The organism is Pantoea sp. QMID4, from assembly GCF_030270445.1.
Taxonomy (GTDB): domain Bacteria; phylum Pseudomonadota; class Gammaproteobacteria; order Enterobacterales; family Enterobacteriaceae; genus Pantoea; species Pantoea vagans.
In genome coordinates, this window is sequence record NZ_BSXL01000003.1 from 49,218 (window position 1) to 70,716 (window position 21,499).

The following is a 21,499-nucleotide window of genomic DNA, read 5'->3' on the forward strand; positions in this document are numbered from 1 at the left end:
AGTTCTGCGTTGGAGAATGTTTCAACCACCACGCTGATTATTATTCTCTGCGTCATGGTTCTGGTTTCCGCCTGGTTTGCCGGGTCGGAAACCGGAATGATGACGCTTAACCGCTATAAGCTGCGCCATCAGGCAAAAAACGGTAATCGCGCCGCACGCCGTGTAGAGAAGCTACTACGTCGTCCTGACCGGCTGCTCAGTCTGGTTTTAATCGGTAACAACCTGGTCAATATTCTGGCCTCCGCCCTCGCCACCATCGTGGGCATGCGTATTCACGGTGATGAAGGCGTCGCAATTGCGACCGGCATCCTGACCTTTGTGGTGCTGGTCTTTGCTGAAGTGCTGCCAAAAACCGTAGCGGCGCTCTATCCCGAGCGCGTCGCCTTTCCCAGCAGCCTGCTACTGGTCCCGCTGCAATACATCATGCTGCCGCTGGTCTGGCTGCTCAACACCATTACCCGACTGCTGATGAGGATAGCGGGTATCCGCGCTGACGGTGCCATTAACTCTGCACTGAGCAAAGAGGAGTTACGTACCATCGTCTATGAGTCGCGTAGCCTGATGTCACGCCGGAACCAGGACATGCTGCTCTCTGTGCTCGACCTGGAGAAAGTCAGCGTTGATGACATCATGGTGCCGCGTAATGAGATCGTCGGCATCAACATCAACGATGACTGGAAGTCGGTCGTACGTCAGTTGAGTCACTCGCCTCACGGCCGCATCGTGCTGTTCCGGGATTCGCTGGATGACTGCGTCGGTATGCTGCGGGTACGCGAAGCATGGCGCATGATGACGGAGAAAAAAGAGTTCACCAAAGAGACGCTGCTGCGCGCCGCCGATGAGATTTACTACATCCCGGAAGGTACACCGCTTAACACCCAGCTGGTAAAGTTTCAGCGCAATAAAGAGAAGGCGGGCGTGGTGGTGGATGAATATGGCGACATCAAAGGGCTGGTGACGATTGAGGACATTCTGGAGGAGATTGTTGGTGACTTTACCACCTCCATGTCACCGTCGCTGGCAGAAGAAGTAATGCCGCAGAATGATGGATCGGTGCTGATTGAAGGCAGTGCTAACGTGCGTGAAATCAACAAGGCATTTAACTGGCAGTTGCCAGAGCAGGAAGCCCGCACCATCAACGGCATGCTGCTGGAAGCGCTGGAAGAGATCCCCGCCATTGCCACCCGGGTTCAGATCGGCCATTACAACGTCGATATTCTGGACGTGCAGGACAACATGATCAAACAGGTGCGCATCACGCCAAAGACGCCCCTGAAAAAATCGGTCGGTTCCTGAAGCCATAAAAAAACGCCGCCATCGACAGGATGCGGCGTTTTTTTTAGCAGAGAAGCCCTGACTAGATGTGCAGTTCTTTCAGCTTTTCAGCAGGCAGCTTCAGATCGTCGTTGCGGTTAACGCCGATCTCATGCGCCAGCACATTGCGGGCAATCTGCTGCGCTTCGTCCAGTGAGTGCAGTTTGTAGCTGCCACACTGGTATTCATTCAGCTCAGGGATCTGGTTCTGATCTTTCACTTTCAGAACATCTTCCATCGCCCCTTTCCACGCTTTCGCAACGCGCTGCTCGTCTGGCGTACCAATCAGGCTCATGTAGAAGCCGGTGCGGCAACCCATCGGCGAGATATCGACGATTTCCACACCGTCACCATTCAGGTGGTCACGCATGAATCCGGCAAAGAGATGCTCCAGCGTATGAATGCCACGTTCAGTGAGGATATCAATGTTCGGGCGACAAAAGCGCAGGTCAAAGACGGTAATCGTATCGCCATGCGGAGTCTTCATGGTTTTTGCAACGCGTACTGCCGGTGCGCCCATGATGGTGTGATCAACGGTAAAACTGTCCAGTAGTGGCATACGTCACCTCCTGTTCTGAGAATTTTTTTTAAAACGATGAAACTTTTCTGTTCGCCCAACGTCTGAATATATGAAAGACGCGCATTTGTTATCATCATCCCTGACAACAGAGATGTTAATTTGGCCACATTGATGTGGCCTTTTTCTTTTCTACCCTTCCCGGCTTGCCAGATACGCTTCAAAATCCAGCTTATCATTCGCTTCCAGCTGTTGCTGTGCAGCAACAGATTCCTGCGCCTGACGCGTGAAATCGTCTTCTGTCAGCACTTCCAGCGGCTCTTCGCAGAGCAGATGGCGGTACTGTTCAGCCAGCGCCACGCCCGTCCCGGTGACACCATTGTCCTTCATTGCCTGAAGGATGCGCGCCGAATAGGTTAGCTCAGGATCGTCGAATGATGCTACCAGTTGATCGCAAACCTGCTGATATTCCGTGCTGTCCTGATTATTGCTGTCCAAGACTTCAGCAACGCGACGCAGATCGGCAAACAGAGTCTTGCCTACTTCCACCAGCGAATGCTCTGCATCTCCACAGCCCACAGCAATTTTCTGATCCGGTTTACGCCCTTCCAGCACCACCCGGTTCCAGTTTTTGCGGGTGCACTGCAACTCATCGGCACTCATTTCCGGCGCATCCGCCAGGGTACACCAAATCAGGAACAGGTCGAGGAAGCGCACCTGATTCTCATCAACGCCGATGGCAGAGAATGGGTTGATATCCAGCGAGCGCACTTCAATGTATTCAATGCCGCCACGTAGCAGCGCATCCGAAGGCGCCTCACCCGAACGCGTCACACGCTTAGGGCGGATGGGCGCATAAAGCTCATTCTCAATCTGCAATACGTTGGTGTTGAGCTGCAGCCAGTTACCGTCGGCATCTTTGGTGCCCATCGCCGCATACTCTTCGGATGGCGTCCTGATCGCATTCTTCAGCGCGGTGACATAACCTTCCAGTGAGTTAAACGTGATGCCCAGTGAGCTCTGCGATTTATTGGTGTAGCCTAAATCGCTAAGACGCAACGAGGTGGCGTACGGCAGCCACATTGTATCTTTGTCATTGGTTTCGAACGGTAGCGCGCTCTCACGGCCCTGCAGGAAGCTGGAGCTGATAGCCGGCGATGCGCCAAACAGATACGGGATTACCCAGCCGAAGCGATAATAGTTGCGGATCAGCCGCAGGTAGCCCGCTGAGATGGTCTCTTTTCCGCTTTCCTGATCTTTTACGTCAGCCCACTCCTGCCAGAATGAAAGCGGCAGCGAGAAGTTATAGTGAATGCCGGAGATGGTCTGCATCAACGCGCCATAGCGGTTTTTCAGCCCTTCGCGGTAGAGCGTCTTCATCTTACCGATATTGGAGGTGCCATATTGCGCCAGCTCAATATTGTCCGCGTCGTCAATCTCGCACGGCATACTGAAGGGCCACATGCGTTCATCACCCAGTTCACGGGCAACGTGACGATGGATATCGCGCAGGAAAGCCAGCATATGATCGATGCTGTGATCCACTGGCGTGATGAATTCCAGCAACGTTTCGGCAAAATCAGTGGTGATCCAGTCATGCTTCAGCGCCGAGCCCAGAGATTCAGGGTGGCCGGTTTTTGCCAGATCGCCATTTTCCTGTACACGCAGCGTTTCACGCTCGATGCCACGGCCAATACCTTTCAGAGCATTGGGATGCGCTTCCAGCCAGGAGAGCGCTTTAGATACGTCCGGGATCACATTACCCCCCCGCTGTGTTAATAATTTATTTTTGTTCAGCATAATGTTAACCGTAGCCTCGAATCTGTGCGAATCAATGCCACCATTGCATACCCTGTAATGTGGCAGTCGCGATAACGATATAACGCAGTGTTTTGCCGACGGCGAGAAACAGCATCGCAGGTAGCCAGGCGAAACGTAACCAGCCTGCGAGAACGCAGAGCAAATCACCTATCACCGGCAGCCAGCTGAATAACAGTGCTGCAGGTCCCAGTCGGTGCAACCACGTCATTGCTGTGTCATGCCATCGCCCCTGACGTTTTAGCGGCAGCAAGCGACCAATAAGAATGTTGGTTAAGCCGCCCAAGGTGTTTCCCAGTGATGCGGCCAAAAGCAACCCGTAAACCGATGTCTTTTTTGCTATCAATAGTGCTATCAGCAGTGCTTCGGAACTTCCTGGCAGGAGCGTCGCACTCAGAAAACTGCTGCCGAACATTGATGCATAGGCGAGAACGTCACTCACAGTAAGCGGACATCCACCACGTCCATGCCTGCCGCCTTCGCGGCCTGAATTCCAAAGTCCGCATCCTCGAACACCACACAACGTGTCGGCGCCACACCCAGCAGCTCAGCGCAGCGTAAGAAGGTTTCAGGCTCAGGTTTATGACGCTGAACGTCGTCAGCGCCGACAACTGCTGAGAAGAGCTCACGCACGCCCAGCTGCGTCAGTAACGCCTCTGCCATGCTGTGTTCGCTTCCGGTACCCACCGCCATCGGACGACGCCCGTGATACGCTTTTACCACCTCCATTAATGGCAGTGGCCTGACGTTTTCCAGTAGCATCGCTCTCACAGCAGCCGTTTTTTCTGCGGCAAGAAGATGAGGGTCGAGTGACGACTGATTGGATTCAATGATGAACTGCGCCAGACGCCACGCGGGAGCGCCATTGAAGTCGATAATACGAGCTTCATCCAGCGTTAATCCATAACGCGCCAGTACCTGACGCCACGCTTTTCGATGTGTCGGCTCAGTATCAAGAATCGTGCCGTCCATATCGAAAATCAGGGCGTCATATTGATCGTACATTGTCACTCCGGACATTCACCAAATGAGACATTACTTTAGCCTAATGTGGACAGGTTGTCGCCAGGAGGGATGAACAGCAAATGCTTTGAAAGCATTAACAATTTTTGTTTTCAGATAAAGGTGATCGTGCGCGGCCAGGGATAACCGTACGAATTTGCAGCGTTTTTTTACATTATTTTGGCAGACAGGCGGCGGCGGACGGGCGTGAGCAGCAAAACAGAGAGTGCTGACGCGTGAAACAGGCGCTGTAATTCGCTTAAGTCAGAATGATGAATCAGTGAGGTGGGTTAAGCAGGAAAACAGTACGGGTAGAGCCAGAGAGGAACAGCTGGGGAGAGTTCTGTAAACCTGCTTAGTGTTGGGTCACGGGCGGTTACTGATTCGGCAGTAAAGTGTTTAGTGAGGTCTTCGCGATGATCACGCCATGATACATTGAGGATTTTTGAGATAATAAGGATGGTGCATCCAGGAGGATTCGAACCTCCGACCGCTCGGTTCGTAGCCGAGTACTCTATCCAGCTGAGCTATGGATGCATTGGGGTCTATCTTTTGAGGTGCAACTTTTAATGGAATTACAGAAACCAACCTGAGGATGTTACAAAGAATGGTGCATCCAGGAGGATTACTCAGCTTTCGCTTCGCCCTGCAGGCCGTTGCTAAAGCAACGTTATCCTCCTTAGTGCGGACTGAACGCTATTCACGTCATGTCACACCGAGGCACTTCGCCATATTTGAAAATATGGTGCATCCAGGAGGATTCGAACCTCCGACCGCTCGGTTCGTAGCCGAGTACTCTATCCAGCTGAGCTATGGATGCATAAATCTGATTCTTGTACAGCGCAGGGTGCTAACTACTCACCATGAAAGGAATTGCTAATTCGCATTGTTTTTTCGATGGTGCATCCAGGAGGATTACTCAGCATGCGCTTCGCGCTGCGGGCCGTTGCTGATGCAACGTTATCCTCCTTAGTGCGGCCTGAACGCGAATGCGTCATGTCACACCGAGGCACTTCTCCATATTCGAAAATATGGTGCATCCAGGAGGATTCGAACCTCCGACCGCTCGGTTCGTAGCCGAGTACTCTATCCAGCTGAGCTATGGATGCATCGAAAATGGCGGTGAGGGAGGGATTCGAACCCTCGATACAGCTTTTGACCGTATACTCCCTTAGCAGGGGAGCGCCTTCAGCCTCTCGGCCACCTCACCTTACGCTTTCTTTCGAACCGTGCGTCTGAACTTGTTTCTGCTCATCGGCACTGCGTGGCGCACATATTACTTTCCCGGACTTTTAAGTCAAACAATTTTTCCGAAACTTTGTTTGATTGAGCAAATCACACACAATCGGGACAAAATGGCGACAAAAAGAGTGAATTATCAACAATGAAAGATGATGTCATTAACGAAACAAGGAAGAGAAAGCAGAAAAGAAAAGGCAGGATTTTTTCAGAAAGCGGTAGCGCCTCGCACAGGTGCGAGACGCTGAATCCGTTAAACGCTGGTTTGTTGCGTTTTTTCAGCCTGGATGCGTTGATAGATCTCTTCGCGATGCACAGACACTTCTTTCGGCGCGTTAACCCCTATGCGAACCTGGTTACCCTTAACACCCAGCACCGTTACAGTTACCTCATCACCAATCATGAGGGTTTCACCAACTCGACGAGTTAGAATAAGCATTCTTTGCTCCTTGAAAGATTAAAAGAGTCGGGCTTGTACAGGCTCCCGGCATTATCCATCATTTAACGCTGCACATTGACTATGAGAAATACACCAATGCACATCGATGCGCCAATACATTCTGCTGATAGTTAGTTTAGCCGAAATACACTACATCAACCTGACTTTGTCATTTGTTGCTTTAGCATCGTATTAAAAAGCGCCGGAACCGGGGTTCTGACGCTTCAGACAATGCCTTGCTCTATTTACATTACAGGCGGCTGTTAACCCAGCTCTCGACCCCTGCCAGAGCGCCTTTCAGCGCCTCAGCATCAGTACCACCAGCTTGTGCCATATCAGGACGACCACCGCCCTTCCCGCCAACCTGCTGTGCCAGACCGGCAATCAACTCACCCGCCTTAACACGGTCAGTCAGATCTTTGGTCACACCCGCAATCAGCGACACCTTACCTTCAGCAACTGTCGCCAGCACAATAATCGCCGATCCCAGCTGATTCTTAAGATCATCAACCATGGTACGCAACATTTTAGGCTCAACATTGCTGAGTTCACTGACCAGCAGTTTCACACCCTTAACATCGATGGCATTGCTGCTCAGTGAGGCGCTCTCCTGCGCGGCCTGCTGATCGCGCAGTTGCTGCAACTCTTTCTCGAGAGCACGCACGTGATCGACCAGACCTCGCACCTTCTCGTTCAGGTTGCTGCTGTTTGCTTTTACCAGCTGCGCAATATCCTGCAGCTGGCTGCTCTGCGCATTGACCTGTGCCAGCGCCCCTTCACCGGTAATCGCTTCGATACGACGGATACCGGCTGCCGTTCCTGATTCAGCCTGAATACGGAACAAGCCGATATCACCGGTGCGCGCAGCATGCGTACCCCCGCACAGCTCAACCGAGAAATCACCCATGGTCAGAACGCGTACGCGCTGATCATATTTCTCGCCAAACAGTGCCATTGCACCCTTAGACTTCGCTGCTTCAAGATCCATCACTTCAGTTTCAACCGGCAGGTTGCGACGAATCTGCGCATTGACAATATCTTCGACCTGACGAATCTCCTGAGGTTTCATCGCTTCGAAATGCGAGAAGTCGAAACGCAGGTATTTGTCATTAACCAGCGAGCCTTTCTGCGCCACATGCTCACCTAAAACCTGACGCAATGCGGCATGCAATAAGTGGGTCGCAGAATGGTTAAGACGAATGCGCGCACGACGTGCCGCATCAACCTGGGCCTCAAGGCGATCGCCGATACGCAACTGCCCTGCGGTCAGCTTACCGACATGACCGATTGCCTGACCATATTTTTGTGTATCCTGGACGCTAAATTCAGCATTCTTCCCTTTCAGCAGACCGGTATCGCCGACCTGACCACCGGATTCGCCATAGAATGGGGTTTCATCCAGCACGACTACGGCATCCTGACCTGCGGTCACTTCATCAACTGCCTCGCCCGCAACGTAGAGCGCTTTCACCGTGGCAGCCAAATCAAGCTGGTCGTAACCTTTGAAGGAAGAGGCGGCATCAATGCGGATAACGTTGCTGTAGTCAGCGCCGAAGCCACTTGCTTCACGTGCGCGCTGACGCTGCTGTTCCATCGCCTGCTCAAAGCCGGCTTCATCGATTTTCAGGTTGCGTTCGCGGCAGACGTCAGCCGTTAAATCAGCCGGGAAGCCAAAGGTATCGTAAAGACGGAAGACGATTTCGCCATCCAGCGTGTCGCCCTGCAGTTTTTCCAGCTCTTCGTCCAGCAGCGCCAGTCCACGCTCCAGCGTTCTGGCAAACTGATCCTCTTCGCTTTTCAGCACCTGCTCAACCTGAGCCTGCTGGCGCTGTAATTCTTCGCCCGCAGCACCCATGACTTCAACCAGTGGCGCAACCAGCTTATAGAAGAAGGCCTCTTTGGCGCCCAGCATGTTGCCATGACGTACGGCACGACGAATGATACGACGCAGCACATAGCCACGGTTCTCATTCGATGGAATCACACCATCGGCAATCAGGAAAGCACAGGAGCGGATATGGTCGGCAATCACGCGCAGCGATTTATTACTCAGATCGGTTGCGCCGGTAACCCGTGCCACAGCCTGAATCAGTTTCTGGAACAGGTCGATTTCATAGTTGGAGTTGACGTGTTGCAGAACGGCAGAAATACGCTCAAGGCCCATACCGGTATCAACCGACGGTTTTGGCAGCGGCAGCATAGTGCCGTCAGCCTGACGGTTGAACTGCATAAAGACGATGTTCCAGATCTCAATATAACGGTCACCATCTTCTTCCGGGCTGCCTGGCGGGCCACCCCAGATGTGATCGCCATGATCGTAGAAAATTTCACTGCATGGACCACAAGGACCGGTATCGCCCATCTGCCAGAAGTTATCTGACGCGTACGCGCTGCCCTTATTGTCGCCGATGCGGATGATGCGCTCACGTGGCACGCCGATTTCATCCGCCCAGATATTGTAGGCTTCATCATCGGTTTCATAGACCGTCACCCACAGACGCTCTTTCGGCAGGCTGAACCACTGCTCGCTCGTCAGCAGTTCCCAGGCAAAACCAATCGCCTCTCTCTTGAAGTAGTCACCAAAGCTGAAGTTACCCAGCATTTCAAAGAAGGTGTGGTGACGCGCGGTGTAGCCGACGTTTTCAAGATCGTTGTGTTTACCGCCTGCGCGAACGCAGCGCTGTGACGTGGTCGCACGTGTGTAATCACGTTTGTCCTGACCGAGGAACACATCTTTAAACTGGTTCATCCCGGCGTTGGTAAACAACAACGTTGGATCGTTATTCGGTACGAGGGAGCTGCTGGTTACAACCTCATGTCCCTTGCTATGAAAAAAGTCGAGAAACGCCTGACGGATCTCAGCAGTGCTCTTGCTCATAAATGTCCTGGAATCACGCTAACGAACGTTCCCTCTGATCGGCGCGGCCACATTCTCGTGGTGCCTGATTAGCGGAACAAAAAGTGGGAATAAGATAAATTTTCTTCAGTGGGAAGTAAAATTACATCGGCTTTTAGTCATCAAAATTTCTGAAAACAGACTGGATATCGTCGGTCTGAAAGCCCTTTGACTGCAGATAGCGTAGTACTTTCGCTTTCTCTTTCCACTCTGTGGGCAGCGGATGTCCGAATTTTCGTTCAGCCAGCTGTGCAGCGCAGGCTGCCCAGTCAACATCCGTCTCTTCCATCGCAATATCAATGGCTTCACGATCAATGCCTTTCTGGGCCAGTTCAAGCCGTACGCGCTGCGACCCAAAACCTTTACGGCTTCGGCTCTGAATAAACCGATCGGTGAAACGCTCGTCATTTAACCAGCCGCTTTCCTGACACCAGTCCAGTACCTGCTCCAGCAGCGCTTCAGTGATAATTTCAGGCTCTTTTTTCTGCGCCCATGCGGCACGCTGAGCTGACTGTTGCAGCTTACGGGATAACTCTGCACGGCTGTGATCGCGCTGACCCAGAATGCGCATCGCACGGTCAAGCAGACGAGAATAAGATACAACATTGGGTTGGGGCTGAGAGGATTCAGTCATACTGCGCACCTTCTACAAACAGAGGGAGATTATGGCGACAGAACAGGACAGAGGGAAGGCAGGAAAGGTATCAGGGGGGATAAAACAGCGGGAGAGGCTTTTGCCCCTCCCGCATCATAAATCAGAAGTCTTCGTTCGCTTCACTTGCCGCGTCTTCTTTCTCAGCAGACTTATCGGCTGCTGCGAGTTTCTCATCCGCGCCGTTGAGCAACATCTCACGTAACTTCAGATCAATTTCGTTTGCCACAGCAGCATTCTCTTTCAGGAAGTTGCCGGCATTCGATTTACCCTGACCAATCTTGTCGCCATTGTAGCTGTACCATGCACCCGCTTTTTCAATCAGCTTGTGCTTCACGCCCAGGTCGACCAGCTCACCAAAGGTATTGATACCTTCGCCGTACATAATCTGGAATTCAGCCTGTTTAAATGGCGCAGCGATTTTGTTTTTCACTACCTTAACGCGGGTCTCACTGCCCACCACGTTATCGCCCTCTTTGATGGCACCGATACGGCGGATATCAAGACGGACAGACGCATAGAACTTCAGCGCGTTACCACCGGTAGTGGTTTCCGGGTTACCAAACATCACACCAATTTTCATACGGATCTGGTTGATGAAGATCAGCAGCGTATTGGACTGCTTCAGGTTACCGGCCAGTTTACGCATCGCCTGGCTCATCATACGTGCCGCGAGGCCCATATGTGAGTCACCGATTTCACCTTCAATTTCCGCTTTCGGCGTCAGCGCCGCAACGGAGTCGACGATGATGACATCAACGGCACCAGAGCGCGCCAGCGCATCACAGATTTCCAGCGCCTGCTCACCCGTGTCGGGCTGAGAACAGAGCAGGTTTTCAATATCTACGCCCAGCTTCTTGGCGTAAACCGGATCAAGCGCATGCTCAGCATCGATAAAGGCACAGGTTTTGCCTTTACGCTGTGCAGATGCGATAACCTGCAGGGTCAGCGTGGTTTTACCGGAAGACTCGGGTCCGTAGATCTCAACGATACGGCCCATTGGCAGACCGCCTGCACCTAATGCGATATCCAGCGAGAGCGAACCGGTAGAGATGGTTTCCACATCCATTGAGCGGTCTTCACCCAAGCGCATGATGGAGCCTTTACCAAATTGCTTCTCAATCTGGCCCAGCGCGGCAGCTAAAGCCTTCTGTTTGTTTTCATCAATCGCCATTTCAACTCCTAATCAAGCCGGGTAAACACGCACTTAGGGTGCCTGCACTCTTTCTGTTGCCGACAATTATACTGTATAGTCATACAGTATCAAGTTTAATTTGTCAGAAATTCGCCATACAGTTTCTGCAGAGCCCATGCCACCGACTGGCGGCGGACGGCATCACGATCGCCGCTAAAATGCTGCTGAAAAGTCAATACGTTATCCTGCGGCCCGGCAAAGCCAAACCACACCGTGCCGACCGGTTTTTCTTCACTGCCGCCATCCGGGCCGGCAATGCCGCTGACGGAGATCGCGTAGTCAGCATGGGCAGCCTTGCGGGCACCCAGCGCCATCTCACGCACCACCGCATCACTCACCGCGCCATACTGCGCCAGCGAGTCGGCCTTAACATCCACCAGCTGCTGTTTCGCCTCATTACTGTAGGTGACAAAACCGCGTTCGAACCAGGCGGAGCTGCCGCTGATATCGGTAAAGACTTTGGCAATCCAGCCGCCAGTGCAGGATTCCGCACAGGTTACGGTGGCATTACGCTGCTTCAGCTTCTCACCTATCTGCGCGCTTAACGCCTGCAATTGCTGATCGTCCATTTCGACTCTCCCTTTGGTCGTGGGTTGAAGGTGGTGCAGAAAAACCACTTTTTCAAGGGCTCATATCATTATTGCCCTGATTTTGCGGCCTGCTTTCCAGCGCCCTCACCTTTTTTTCACTGCCACCATAAAAAGTCGCGGGAAGGCGAGCAGAACCTGACCATCGGCCTGAGCCGGATAAGCGGTAAGTAAGCGCTGATGATAATCAGACAGAAAAGCCGTCTGTTCAGACTCATTCAGCATCGCCAGGAAAGGCCGTAAGCCGGTCGCCTGCAGCCAGCTGATAATCGCCTGTGCGTCGGCCATCACGTGATAATAGGTGGTTCGCCAGATATCCACCTCACAGCCGGCCTGGGTCAGCAGATCATAATATTCGCCCGTAGAAAGCAGCTGTGTACGTTCAGCGGCACTGGCATTAATGCGTGACGACCAGCGATCGGTAGCCGCCACCTCGCGCATCAGCTGGTGCGACGGCTCATTGAGGTTATCAGGCATCTGGATCGCCAGCACGCCACCGGGTGCCAGCTGACTGACCAGATGAGGAAACAGCGTGACGTGATTATCCAGCCATTGCAGAGACGCGTTGGCATAAATCACCTGCTGCGGCGCATCCGCCTGCCATGTGCGGATATCGGCCTTGATAAAGCGGCAGTGCGGCAGGCGTTCACCCGCCTGAGTTAGCATCGCCGCAGAACTGTCGAGTCCGGTAATCTGCGCCAGCGGCCAGGCATCGGCGAGCAGCTCGGTGCTGTTGCCGGGTCCGCAGCCCAGATCGGTCACCTGCTCAACCTGTTCCAGGCTGATGCGCGCCAGCAGCTCGCGGGTCGGACGGGTTCGTTCCGCTTCAAATTTGCGATACAGCACGGGATCCCACTCTTTCATCATCACCTCTCGCTCAGTTGTCAGAAGCATCCGCTTACTGAGACGAACGAAAAACGAAAAAGTGCGACCCGTTGCTCACTTTTGAATCATGTGCTGGCAGAGACTGGCTGGAGTCATTACGTTAAAACACTGTTTCATTTTTAACATTCGCAGCAGGAGTCAATTATGCGCGAAAAATCAGCCTTTGCCGGTGTCTGGTGTCCTACCGTCACCCCGTTTAATGCGCAGGAAGTGCCGGGATGATTTCAGGCCTGAATAATATTGTGCCGGAGTACTTTGCAGAGATGATGGCGGCATGGTGAACGGGCAATCTGCCTGAGCTGACGCGTCTGCAGCGGCAGATCGGCCGGCTGATGGCGATTTACAATATTGGCGATGATTTTGTGACCACCATTAAAACGGCCGTGGCATGACGCTATGACTCGATGAGCAGTAACTCGCGTAATTACGGTGATGCTCTGAACGCGGAACAGTGCGCCGCAATTGATCGGCTGTTCAGCTAAAAGAAAGGCGGGCACATCCCTGCGCCCCGGATCTCAGTTCTTTTTCACGAACTCAGATTTTAATTTCATCGGTCCAAAACCATCGATTTTACAGTCGATGTTGTGGTCCCCTTCAACCAGGCGAATGCTTTTCACTTTGGTGCCGATTTTCAGCGATGAGGAACTGCCCTTCACCTTAAGATCTTTGATCACCGTGACGCTGTCGCCATCTGCCAGCAGATTACCGTTGGCATCACGCACTTCCAGCGATCCGTTGCTGCTGTCAACCTCTCCTTCGGTCCAGATATGACCGCAGGAGGGGCAGTTGAGGTTTTCGCCATCTTGCCATGTGTAATCGGCGTGACAGGCTGGGCAGGCAGGTAAAGACATAACGACTCCAGAGATATCAGTGGCTGTATGGCCTGAAAAAGAGCGTCATCATATAACCTTACAGTTAACAAGGATAGCCTTTATAACAGGCCGCCCTGTCGTGCCTTGCTCACCGCCTCACCCAGCTGCCATACCGCCATCGCGTAATGAGTACTGTGGTTGTAGCGGGTAATCACATAGAAATTGGGTAAACCGTACCAGTACTGGTAGCTGGTGCCTGAATCAAGACGCAGCAGACTGACCTGATTGTTACCGTCCAGCGAGCCCTGCGGTGACAGGCCTGACGCCGCCAGCATGCTCACGCTGTAATTGGTTTTGAAGCCATCTTCCAGCATCGGTGCCTGACCGCTGGCCGGGACCGCCACATTTTCACTGCTGCGCCAGCCATGCTTCTGGAAGTAGTGCGCCACGCTGCCGATCGCATCCACCGGATCCCACAGGTTTGCATGGCCGTCGCCGTTGAAATCAACCGCATAATCATTGTAAGAGGAAGGCATAAACTGACCATAGCCCATCGCTCCGGCGAAAGAGCCTTTCAGCGCCAGCGGGTCATCCTGCTCTTTGCGCGACATCAACAGGAAGGTTTCCAGCTCGCTGCTGAAGTACGCCGCACGGCGCGGATAATTAAACGATAAGGTTGCAAGCGCATCCAGGATCCGCGTTTTCCCCATCACGCGGCCCCAGCGGGTTTCCACGCCAATGATGCCGACAATAATCTCCGGCGGCACGCCATAGACCTGCTGCGCGCGTTGCAGCGCATCCTGATACTGGTTCCAGAACGCCACGCCGTTTTGCACGTTATCCGGCGTAATGAACTTGTTGCGATAGCGGATCCAGGCCCCGTTAGGGCCCGGCGCTGGCGTATAGCTCGGTGCCTGACGATCCATCAGCCGCAGCACATAATCCAGTCGCTTAGCCTGACCAATGATGTTGTGCAGTTGCTCACGGTCGAAGTCATGCTTTTCAACCATCTTATCGATAAACTGCTCTGCGGCCGGGTTACCGGCAAAGTCGCCGAACATCGCCTGTCCGCTGTGCGACGGCTGCAGTAAAAAACCGCCCTGCGGCGCAGCCAGCATCTTCTGCTGGGTCGGAACGTCAGGTTTGCTGCTGCAGGAGGCCAGAAGCGGGATGAACGCAAGAAGGGCTAGCTTAAGACGCATCGGTTATCCATAAACGAGGGTAAATTCAGATGCGGTAATAGTAGTCGTTCAGCGCATTGACATACAGTCCGGAATCTTAAAAAAACGTCAATGCAGCCGTAGGTTAAAAAGTGCTGCGGGGCAGTATCTCCCCGCAGCACTTCCGGGGTTAGCGGCGGTTTCTCACCAGCTGATAACGGCGGGTCAGATACTCAACCGGCGCACTCCAGATATGCACCAGACGGCAGAACGGGAACAGCAGGAACAGCGTCATGCCCAGTACCATATGCATGCGATAGATAAACGCGACGCCCTCAAGATGCTGCGATGCACCACCGTGGAAGGTCACCACCGCCTGCGCCCAGCCCACCAGCTTCATCATCTCACTGCCGTCCATATGCTGGGCGGAGAACGGAATGGTCAGCAGACCCAGCGTAGCCTGCGCTACAAGCAGCGTGAGGATCAGAATGTCGCCGACGCTGCTGGTCGCCCGAACCCGTGGATTGGTCAGACGGCGCTTCAGCAGCAGTGCCCCACCCGCCAGCGTCATCGCACCAAACAGGCCACCGGCTATCATCGCCAGCTTCTGCTTCACGTCGATCGGAAGGAAGGACTCATAGATCCAGTGCGGGGTGAGCATCCCGACGATATGACCGAAGAAAATCCCGATGATGCCGATGTGGAACAGGTTAGAGGCAAGCCGCATTCCTTTTTTGTCCAGCATCTGACTGGAACCGGCCCGCCAGCTGTACTGCCCGTAGTCATAGCGCAGCCAGCTCCCGACCAGAAAAACCGTTCCGGCCAGGTAAGGGTAAATATCGAAGAAGAAAGTGTTAATAAAATTCATGCTGATTCTCCTGTGGTGCGCGCCGTCGCCGCGGCGATATCCAGATACTGCGGCGCGACCGCATCGGCGAAGCGACGCTGATGCATCGCCTGCTGCGCTGAGGCACAACCCTGTTCGCTGAGAAATTTAATCTGCTCTTCTTCCCACACCGCATCGAGCGCGGCCGGGGTATCGTCGCGCGCTTCCTGCGCCACCTGAGGCTTAAGGGCCGCAGGATCAACCGCGCTACCGGACAGCGTCAGTAACACCGTGAAGAGCTCGGCGTAAGGGCTCTGACGATCTTCCAGCCGCGCCGCCAGCAACGCCAGGATCGGCACGATGTCGTCCAGCCCCTGACGCGCCGCTTCATCGCGTTTACAGGCGAGATATTCCAGGTAGAGCGGCAGATAATCGGGCAGCTCTTTGCTGTCCAGCTCCAGACCGTCGGCCCGGTACTGTTCCAGCAGATCAACCATCGCCTGACCGCGATCGCGGGACTCCCCGTGCACATGTTCAAACAGCAGCAGCGAGGTAGCGCGGCCGCGATCAAACAGTTCGCAGTAGTCAGCCTGCACGTCCAGCAAGGGCCGGGCGCAGAGCTGATTAATAAAGCGCACCAGCCGTGCGCTCTGCTGCAGGTTGAGTTCGCTGGCCTCTTCCAGCGCCGCGATCAGATCGGGATAGTGGGTAAACAGCGCCTCGTCCGGGTAGTCCAGCAGGCGCGACACAATACGCAGCGTGATCATGAGGCATCCTCCGAACGGCTGGTTTTCCTGCTGACGTCAATGGCATCAATACGGCGGCTGTTGAACAGGTTAAATTTGCTGTCGCTGCCGTGGCAGCCATCGCCAAAGCTGAAGCCACAGCCTTTGCTTTCCGGGAAGGCTTCACGTGCCAGTTCACGATGGCTGGAAGGCACCACAAAGCGATCTTCATAGTTGGCGATCGCCAGATAACGGTACATCTCCTGCGCCTGCGCTTCGGTCAGACCGACCTGCTCCAGCGCCCGGATATCATGCTCACCGTCCACGCTTTCTGCGCGCTTGTAATGGCGCATCGCCAGCATGCGTTTCAGTGCCAGCAGCACCGGCGCGGTGTCGCCCGCCGTCAGCAGGTTAGCCAGATACTCAACCGGAATACGCAGGCTTTCCACATCCGGCAGCACGCCAGTGTGCGCCAGCGCCCCGCCATCCACCGCCGACTGAATCGGTGACAACGGCGGCACATACCAGACCATCGGCAGCGTGCGGTATTCAGGGTGAAGCGGCAGAGCCAGCTTCCACTCCATCGCCATTTTATAAACCGGTGAACGCTGGGCCGCGTCGATCACGCTCTGTGCGACGCCATCTTTCAGCGCCTGGGCGATCACCATTGGATCGTGGGGATCAAGGAAGATATCCAGCTGGCGCTGATAAAGATCTTTCTCGTTTTCCGCTGCGGCCGCCTGTTCAATGCGATCCGCATCATAGAGCAGCACGCCAAGATAGCGGATACGGCCGACACAGGTTTCTGAGCAGACGGTGGGCTGGCCCGCTTCGATACGTGGATAACAGAAAATGCATTTTTCTGACTTGCCGCTTTTCCAGTTGAAGTAGATCTTCTTGTACGGACAGCCGGTGAGGCACATCCGCCAGCCGCGACATTTATCCTGGTCGATCAGCACGATGCCATCTTCGCCGCGCTTGTAGATCGCGCCGCTCGGACAGGTCGCCACACACGCCGGGTTGAGGCAATGCTCACACAGGCGCGGCAGATACATCATGAAGGTGTGCTCAAACTGACCGTAAATCTCCTTCTGAATATTATTGAAGTTCTTATCCTGTGAGCGTTTAGCAAACTCGCCGCCGAGGATCTCTTCCCAGTTGGGGCCGTTTTCGATCTTTTTCATCCGCTGACCGGTGATCAGCGAGCGCGGACGCGCAATCGGCTGATGTCTACCGGCAGGCGCGTTGTGCAGATGCTGATAATCGAAATCGAACGGCTCGTAGTAATCATCCAGTGCAGGCACATCCGGGTTGGCGAAGATCTTCGACAGCAGGCCGACGCGACTGCCCATACGCGGCTCCAGTTTGCCGTTGATTTTACGGATCCAGCCGCCCTTCCACTTCTGCTGATCTTCCCAGGCGTGCGGATAGCCGACGCCAGGTTTGCTTTCGACGTTGTTGAACCAGGCGTACTCCATGCCCTCGCGACTGGTCCAGACGTTTTTACAGGTTACCGAGCAGGTGTGGCAGCCGATACATTTGTCGAGGTTCAGCACCATGCCAACCTGTGAACGAATTTTCATGGTTTTACCTCCTGCTGGCTGCCCTGGCAGGCATCGTTGCCTTCCCCATCTAACCAGTTAACATTGTTCATTTTTCTGACCACCACGAACTCATCGCGGTTAGAGCCGACGGTGCCGTAGTAGTTAAAGCCCCAGGAGAGCTGCGCATAACCGCCGATCATATGGGTCGGTTTCGGGCAGGTGCGCGTCACGGAGTTATGGATGCCGCCGCGCTGGCTGGTGATTTCCGAACCGGGGATATTCACGATGCGTTCCTGAGCGTGGTACATCATGGTCATACCGGCCGGGATACGCTGGCTCACCACCGCACGTGCGGTCAGTGCACCGTTGGCGTTGAACGCCTCGATCCAGTCGTTATCCACAATGCCCAGCTCGCAGGCATCATCTTCACTCATCCAGACAATCGGGCCGCCGCGTGACAGCGTCAGCATCAGCAGGTTGTCGCTATAGGTGGAGTGAATGCCCCACTTCTGATGTGGCGTCAGGAAGTTCAGCGCCTTCTCCGGGTTACCGTTGGGTTTGCTGTTCAGCAACGGCTTCGCCGCACGCGTATCGATAGGCGGACGGTAGACCATCAGGCTCTCACCGAAGGCGCGCATCCACTCATGATCCTGATAGAGCTGCTGACGACCGCTCAGGGTTCGCCACGGGATCAGCTCATGAATGTTGGTGTAGCAGGCGTTGTAGGAGACATGTTCATCTTCCAGACCTGACCAGGTCGGACTGGAGATAATTTTACGCGGCTGCGCCTGAATATCGCGGAAGCGGATCTTCTCATCTTCTTTGTTCAGTGCGAGATGTGTGTGATCGCGGCCGGTAATCGCGCCCAGCGCCTGCCAGGCTTTGACCGCCACCTGACCATTGGTTTCCGGTGCCAGCGCCAGGATCACTTCGGCTGCATCAATCGCCGTGTCGATATTCGGCCGTCCCGCTGCCGGGCCATCCGCTTTGACATAGTTCAGCTGTTTGAGGAAATCGACCTCTTTGCTGGTGTTCCAGCTGATCCCTTTGCCGCCGTTACCCTGGGTCTCCAGCAACGGTCCCAGCGAGGTAAAGCGTTCCCAGGTCGCCGGATAGTCGCGTTCCACCACCATAATGTGTGGCGCGGTTTTGCCCGGAATCAGGTCGCACTCCCCTTTTTTCCAGTCTTTTGCTTCAAACGGCTGTGCCAGTTCGGCTGGCGAGTCATGCAACATCGGCAGCGTCACCACATCCGTTTCAACACCTAAATGACCAGGGCAGAGATCGGAGAAGGCTTTGGCGATGCCTTTGTAGATCTCCCAGTCGCTTTTAGAATCCCAGGCCGGATCAACAGCGGCCGAAAGCGGATGAATAAACGGATGCATATCCGACGTATTCATATCGTCTTTTTCATACCAGGTGGCGGTTGGCAGCACGACGTCAGAGTAGAGACAGGTGCTCGACATACGGAAGTCGAGTGTGACCACCAGATCCAGTTTGCCTTCAGCGCCCTGATCCAGCCACTCCACCTCTTCGGGTTTCACGCAGCCCTGCTGACCTAAATCTTTTCCCTGAATGCCGTTTTCGGTGCCCAGCAGATATTTCAGCATGTACTCATGCCCTTTACCTGAGGAGCCGAGCAGGTTGGAACGCCAGACAAACAGGTTACGCGGGAAGTTCTGCGGGTCGTCCGGCTGTTCAGCGGCAAACCGCATCGTGCCCTGCTTCAGGCTCTCCAAGGTGTAGTCCAGCGGTAACTGACCGGCGGCTTTCGCCTGCGCCGCGATATGCAGCGGGTTGACGTTAAGCTGAGGCGCGGAAGGCAGCCAGCCCATGCGTTCGGAACGGACGTTAAGGTCGATCAGGCTGCCGCTGTAGCGACGTTTATCCGCCAGCGGTGATAGCAGTTCGCTGGTGGCCAGGGTTTCATAGCGCCACTGACTGGAGTGGTTGTAGAAGAAGGAGGTGCTGTTCATCTGGCGCGGCGGACGCTGCCAGTCGAGGCCAAAGGCCAGCGGAGTCCAGCCGGTCTGCGGACGGAGTTTCTCCTGACCGACATAGTGCGCCCAGCCCCCGCCGCTCTGACCCACGCAGCCGCAGAAAATCAGCATGTTCATCAGGCCACGGTAGTTCATGTCCATGTGGTACCAGTGGTTCATACCGGCACCGACGATAATCATTGAACGGCCACGGGTTTTCCCGGCGTTTTCGGCAAACTCACGGGCAATGCGGATGATGTTCTGCCGGGAGACGCCGGTAATCTGCTCTGCCCAGGCCGGGCTGTAGGCTTTGATCTCGTCGTAGCTTTGCGCACAGTTGGCGTCATCCAGACCGCGATCCAGACCGTAATTCGCCAGCGTCAGATCGTAGACGCTGGTGACCAGCGCTTCGCTGCCATCCGCCAGTTGCAGGCGTTTCACCGGCAGCTTGTGCAGCAGAATCTCATCCAGCGCGACGCTGTTAAAATGCTCGCTGATGATGCCGCCAAAGTAAGGGAAACCGACCTCAACCACCTCATCGTGGCTGCCGAGCAGGCTGAGTTGCAGCTCCACTTCTTTTTGCGACAGGCCGTCACGCTGCTCCAGATTCCATTTGCCTTTTTCGCCCCACCTGAAGCCGATTGAACCCTGCGGGGCAATCAGTTCACCGGTCGTCTGATCCAGGGCCACGGTTTTCCATTCCGGATTATTTTCCTGACCCAGGCCATTCACCAGATCGCTGGCGCGCAGCTGGCGGCCTGCCGCGTAGTAACCGCCCTCGCGTGGCTCAAGCATGACCAGCATCGGCATATCGGTGTAGCGGCGCACGTAGTCACGGAAATAGCCGACTTCGCGATCAAGATGAAACTCTTTCAGCATCACGTGGCCCATCGCCAGCGCCATCGCGCTATCGGTGCCCTGCTTCGGACTCAGCCACTGGTCGCACAGTTTCGCGACTTCGGCATAGTCCGGGGTGATTGCCACGGTTTTTGTCCCTTTATAGCGGACCTCCGTGAAGAAGTGCGCATCCGGGGTACGGGTCTGCGGCACATTCGAGCCCCAGGCAATGATGTAAGCGGAGTTGTACCAGTCAGCCGACTCCGGCACGTCGGTCTGCTCGCCCCACGTCATCGGTGATGCTGGCGGCAGATCGCAATACCAGTCGTAAAAGCTCAGGCAGGTGCCACCAATCAGTGACAGATAACGAGCGCCGGCAGCGTAAGAGACCATCGACATCGCCGGAATCGGCGAGAAACCCATAATCCGGTCAGGGCCGAAGGTCTTCGCGGTGCAGATGTTCGCAGCAGCGATCATCTCGTTCACTTCCTGCCAGCTGGAACGCACAAATCCACCGCGTCCGCGCGCCTGCTTGTAGCTTTTCGCTTTCTCTGGACTGCTGATGATGGATGCCCAGGCTTCTACCGGATCGCTGTGCTGCGTTTTCGCGTCGCGCCACAGCTGAATCAGCTTCTTGCGCATCAGCGGATATTTCAGGCGGTTAGCGCTGTAGAGATACCAGGAGTAGCTTGCTCCGCGTGGGCAGCCACGCGGCTCATGGTTAGGCAAATCGGGACGGGTACGCGGATAGTCAGTCTGCTGGGTTTCCCAGGTGACCAGTCCATTTTTGACGTAGATCTTCCAGCTGCAGGAGCCGGTACAGTTAACACCGTGGGTGGAGCGCACGACTTTATCGTGCTGCCAGCGGCTGCGGTAGCCATCTTCCCAGTCGCGGTTACTGTTTAAGGTCTGCCCATGCTGGCCGGAAAAAGGCTCAGCCAGCTGTTTAAAATAACGAAATCGATCAAGAAACTTGCTCATCCGGAATACTCCTGAAGGCCTGGTATGACATTGCTGACTCTGCATCTGTCGCGACACAGAAAGTAAAATGGTGCCGGTGCGCCACACCGGC

The 21,499-nt window shown here is 54.6% G+C and carries 17 protein-coding genes, 4 tRNA genes and 1 pseudogene; 2 read left to right on the forward strand and 20 right to left on the reverse strand.

Going from position 1 to position 21,499, the window contains the following annotated elements; all coding sequences use genetic code 11:
- Nucleotides 1-9 precede the first annotated feature (9 nt).
- Complete coding sequence (locus QSK07_RS07675; RefSeq protein ID WP_013358821.1) at nucleotides 10-1,296, forward strand: HlyC/CorC family transporter; 1,287 nt, start codon at nucleotides 10-12, stop codon at nucleotides 1,294-1,296.
- A gap of 61 nt (nucleotides 1,297-1,357) precedes the next feature.
- Here the strand turns inward: QSK07_RS07675 and luxS are convergent, their stop codons facing one another.
- The 14 genes from luxS to tam all read right to left on the reverse strand — a co-directional run bounded on the left by luxS (nucleotide 1,358) and on the right by tam (nucleotide 12,523).
- A complete protein-coding gene (luxS, locus tag QSK07_RS07680; protein ID WP_003849049.1) occupies nucleotides 1,358-1,873 on the reverse strand; it encodes an S-ribosylhomocysteine lyase in 516 nt (171 codons plus the stop codon).
- Nucleotides 1,874-2,023: 150 nt separating this feature from the next.
- Nucleotides 2,024-3,631 (reverse strand): glutamate--cysteine ligase, encoded by a 1,608-nt coding sequence (gene gshA, locus QSK07_RS07685; protein ID WP_098052537.1) that lies wholly within the window; start codon nucleotides 3,629-3,631, stop codon nucleotides 2,024-2,026.
- A 31-nt stretch (nucleotides 3,632-3,662) separates the two neighbouring features.
- On the reverse strand, nucleotides 3,663-4,091 hold the full coding sequence (locus tag QSK07_RS07690; protein ID WP_098052536.1) for a YqaA family protein: 429 nt from the start codon (nucleotides 4,089-4,091) through the stop codon (nucleotides 3,663-3,665).
- Nucleotides 4,088-4,654: a fructose-1-phosphate/6-phosphogluconate phosphatase gene (gene yqaB, locus QSK07_RS07695; RefSeq protein ID WP_285721272.1), complete on the reverse strand. Its 567-nt coding sequence runs from the start codon at nucleotides 4,652-4,654 to the stop codon at nucleotides 4,088-4,090. The genes QSK07_RS07690 and yqaB overlap by 4 nt, the downstream gene beginning before the upstream one ends.
- A gap of 457 nt (nucleotides 4,655-5,111) precedes the next feature.
- Nucleotides 5,112-5,188 (reverse strand) — tRNA-Arg (locus tag QSK07_RS07700).
- Between the two features lie 206 nt (nucleotides 5,189-5,394).
- Nucleotides 5,395-5,471: transfer RNA gene (locus QSK07_RS07705), tRNA-Arg, on the reverse strand.
- 212 nt (nucleotides 5,472-5,683) lie between these two features.
- A tRNA-Arg gene (locus QSK07_RS07710) sits at nucleotides 5,684-5,760 on the reverse strand.
- An 8-nt stretch (nucleotides 5,761-5,768) separates the two neighbouring features.
- Nucleotides 5,769-5,861: transfer RNA gene (locus QSK07_RS07715), tRNA-Ser, on the reverse strand.
- A 282-nt stretch (nucleotides 5,862-6,143) separates the two neighbouring features.
- Nucleotides 6,144-6,329 carry a carbon storage regulator CsrA gene (gene csrA / locus QSK07_RS07720; protein ID WP_008927091.1) on the reverse strand — a complete coding sequence of 62 codons (186 nt, stop codon included), beginning with the start codon at nucleotides 6,327-6,329 and terminating at the stop codon, nucleotides 6,144-6,146.
- 250 nt (nucleotides 6,330-6,579) lie between these two features.
- Complete coding sequence (alaS, locus tag QSK07_RS07725; RefSeq protein WP_285721273.1) at nucleotides 6,580-9,207, reverse strand: alanine--tRNA ligase; 2,628 nt, start codon at nucleotides 9,205-9,207, stop codon at nucleotides 6,580-6,582.
- Nucleotides 9,208-9,340: 133 nt separating this feature from the next.
- A complete protein-coding gene (locus QSK07_RS07730; protein ID WP_285721274.1) occupies nucleotides 9,341-9,859 on the reverse strand; it encodes a regulatory protein RecX in 519 nt (172 codons plus the stop codon).
- Nucleotides 9,860-9,980: 121 nt separating this feature from the next.
- On the reverse strand, nucleotides 9,981-11,051 hold the full coding sequence (gene recA, locus QSK07_RS07735; RefSeq protein WP_013358828.1) for a recombinase RecA: 1,071 nt from the start codon (nucleotides 11,049-11,051) through the stop codon (nucleotides 9,981-9,983).
- Nucleotides 11,052-11,146: 95 nt separating this feature from the next.
- Complete coding sequence (gene pncC, locus QSK07_RS07740) at nucleotides 11,147-11,641, reverse strand: nicotinamide-nucleotide amidase (protein ID WP_110330805.1); 495 nt, start codon at nucleotides 11,639-11,641, stop codon at nucleotides 11,147-11,149.
- Between the two features lie 105 nt (nucleotides 11,642-11,746).
- Nucleotides 11,747-12,523, reverse strand: a complete 777-nt coding sequence (gene tam / locus QSK07_RS07745) for a trans-aconitate 2-methyltransferase (RefSeq protein WP_285721469.1) — start codon at nucleotides 12,521-12,523, stop codon at nucleotides 11,747-11,749.
- A 224-nt stretch (nucleotides 12,524-12,747) separates the two neighbouring features.
- Between tam and QSK07_RS07750 the strand changes: the two are divergent.
- Nucleotides 12,748-13,026 (forward strand): annotated as a pseudogene (locus QSK07_RS07750) (dihydrodipicolinate synthase family protein); the annotation flags it as partial.
- A gap of 33 nt (nucleotides 13,027-13,059) precedes the next feature.
- On the opposite strand, the gene QSK07_RS07755 reads toward QSK07_RS07750, so the two are convergent.
- The 6 genes from QSK07_RS07755 to QSK07_RS07780 form a co-directional block, all read right to left on the reverse strand.
- Nucleotides 13,060-13,395, reverse strand: a complete 336-nt coding sequence (locus QSK07_RS07755; protein ID WP_285721275.1) for a zinc ribbon domain-containing protein YjdM — start codon at nucleotides 13,393-13,395, stop codon at nucleotides 13,060-13,062.
- Nucleotides 13,396-13,475: 80 nt separating this feature from the next.
- Complete coding sequence (gene mltB / locus QSK07_RS07760) at nucleotides 13,476-14,558, reverse strand: lytic murein transglycosylase B (RefSeq protein ID WP_285721276.1); 1,083 nt, start codon at nucleotides 14,556-14,558, stop codon at nucleotides 13,476-13,478.
- Between the two features lie 148 nt (nucleotides 14,559-14,706).
- Nucleotides 14,707-15,384 carry a respiratory nitrate reductase subunit gamma gene (gene narI / locus QSK07_RS07765; protein ID WP_285721277.1) on the reverse strand — a complete coding sequence of 226 codons (678 nt, stop codon included), beginning with the start codon at nucleotides 15,382-15,384 and terminating at the stop codon, nucleotides 14,707-14,709.
- Entirely contained in the window at nucleotides 15,381-16,109 is a 729-nt protein-coding gene (gene narJ, locus QSK07_RS07770; protein WP_285721278.1) for a nitrate reductase molybdenum cofactor assembly chaperone, read from the reverse strand. Before narJ ends, narI begins: the two co-directional genes overlap by 4 nt.
- Complete coding sequence (narH, locus tag QSK07_RS07775; RefSeq protein WP_285721279.1) at nucleotides 16,106-17,650, reverse strand: nitrate reductase subunit beta; 1,545 nt, start codon at nucleotides 17,648-17,650, stop codon at nucleotides 16,106-16,108. Before narH ends, narJ begins: the two co-directional genes overlap by 4 nt.
- Nucleotides 17,647-21,408 carry a nitrate reductase subunit alpha gene (locus QSK07_RS07780; protein ID WP_285721280.1) on the reverse strand — a complete coding sequence of 1,254 codons (3,762 nt, stop codon included), beginning with the start codon at nucleotides 21,406-21,408 and terminating at the stop codon, nucleotides 17,647-17,649. Before QSK07_RS07780 ends, narH begins: the two co-directional genes overlap by 4 nt.
- Between the last annotated feature and the right edge of the window lie 91 nt (nucleotides 21,409-21,499).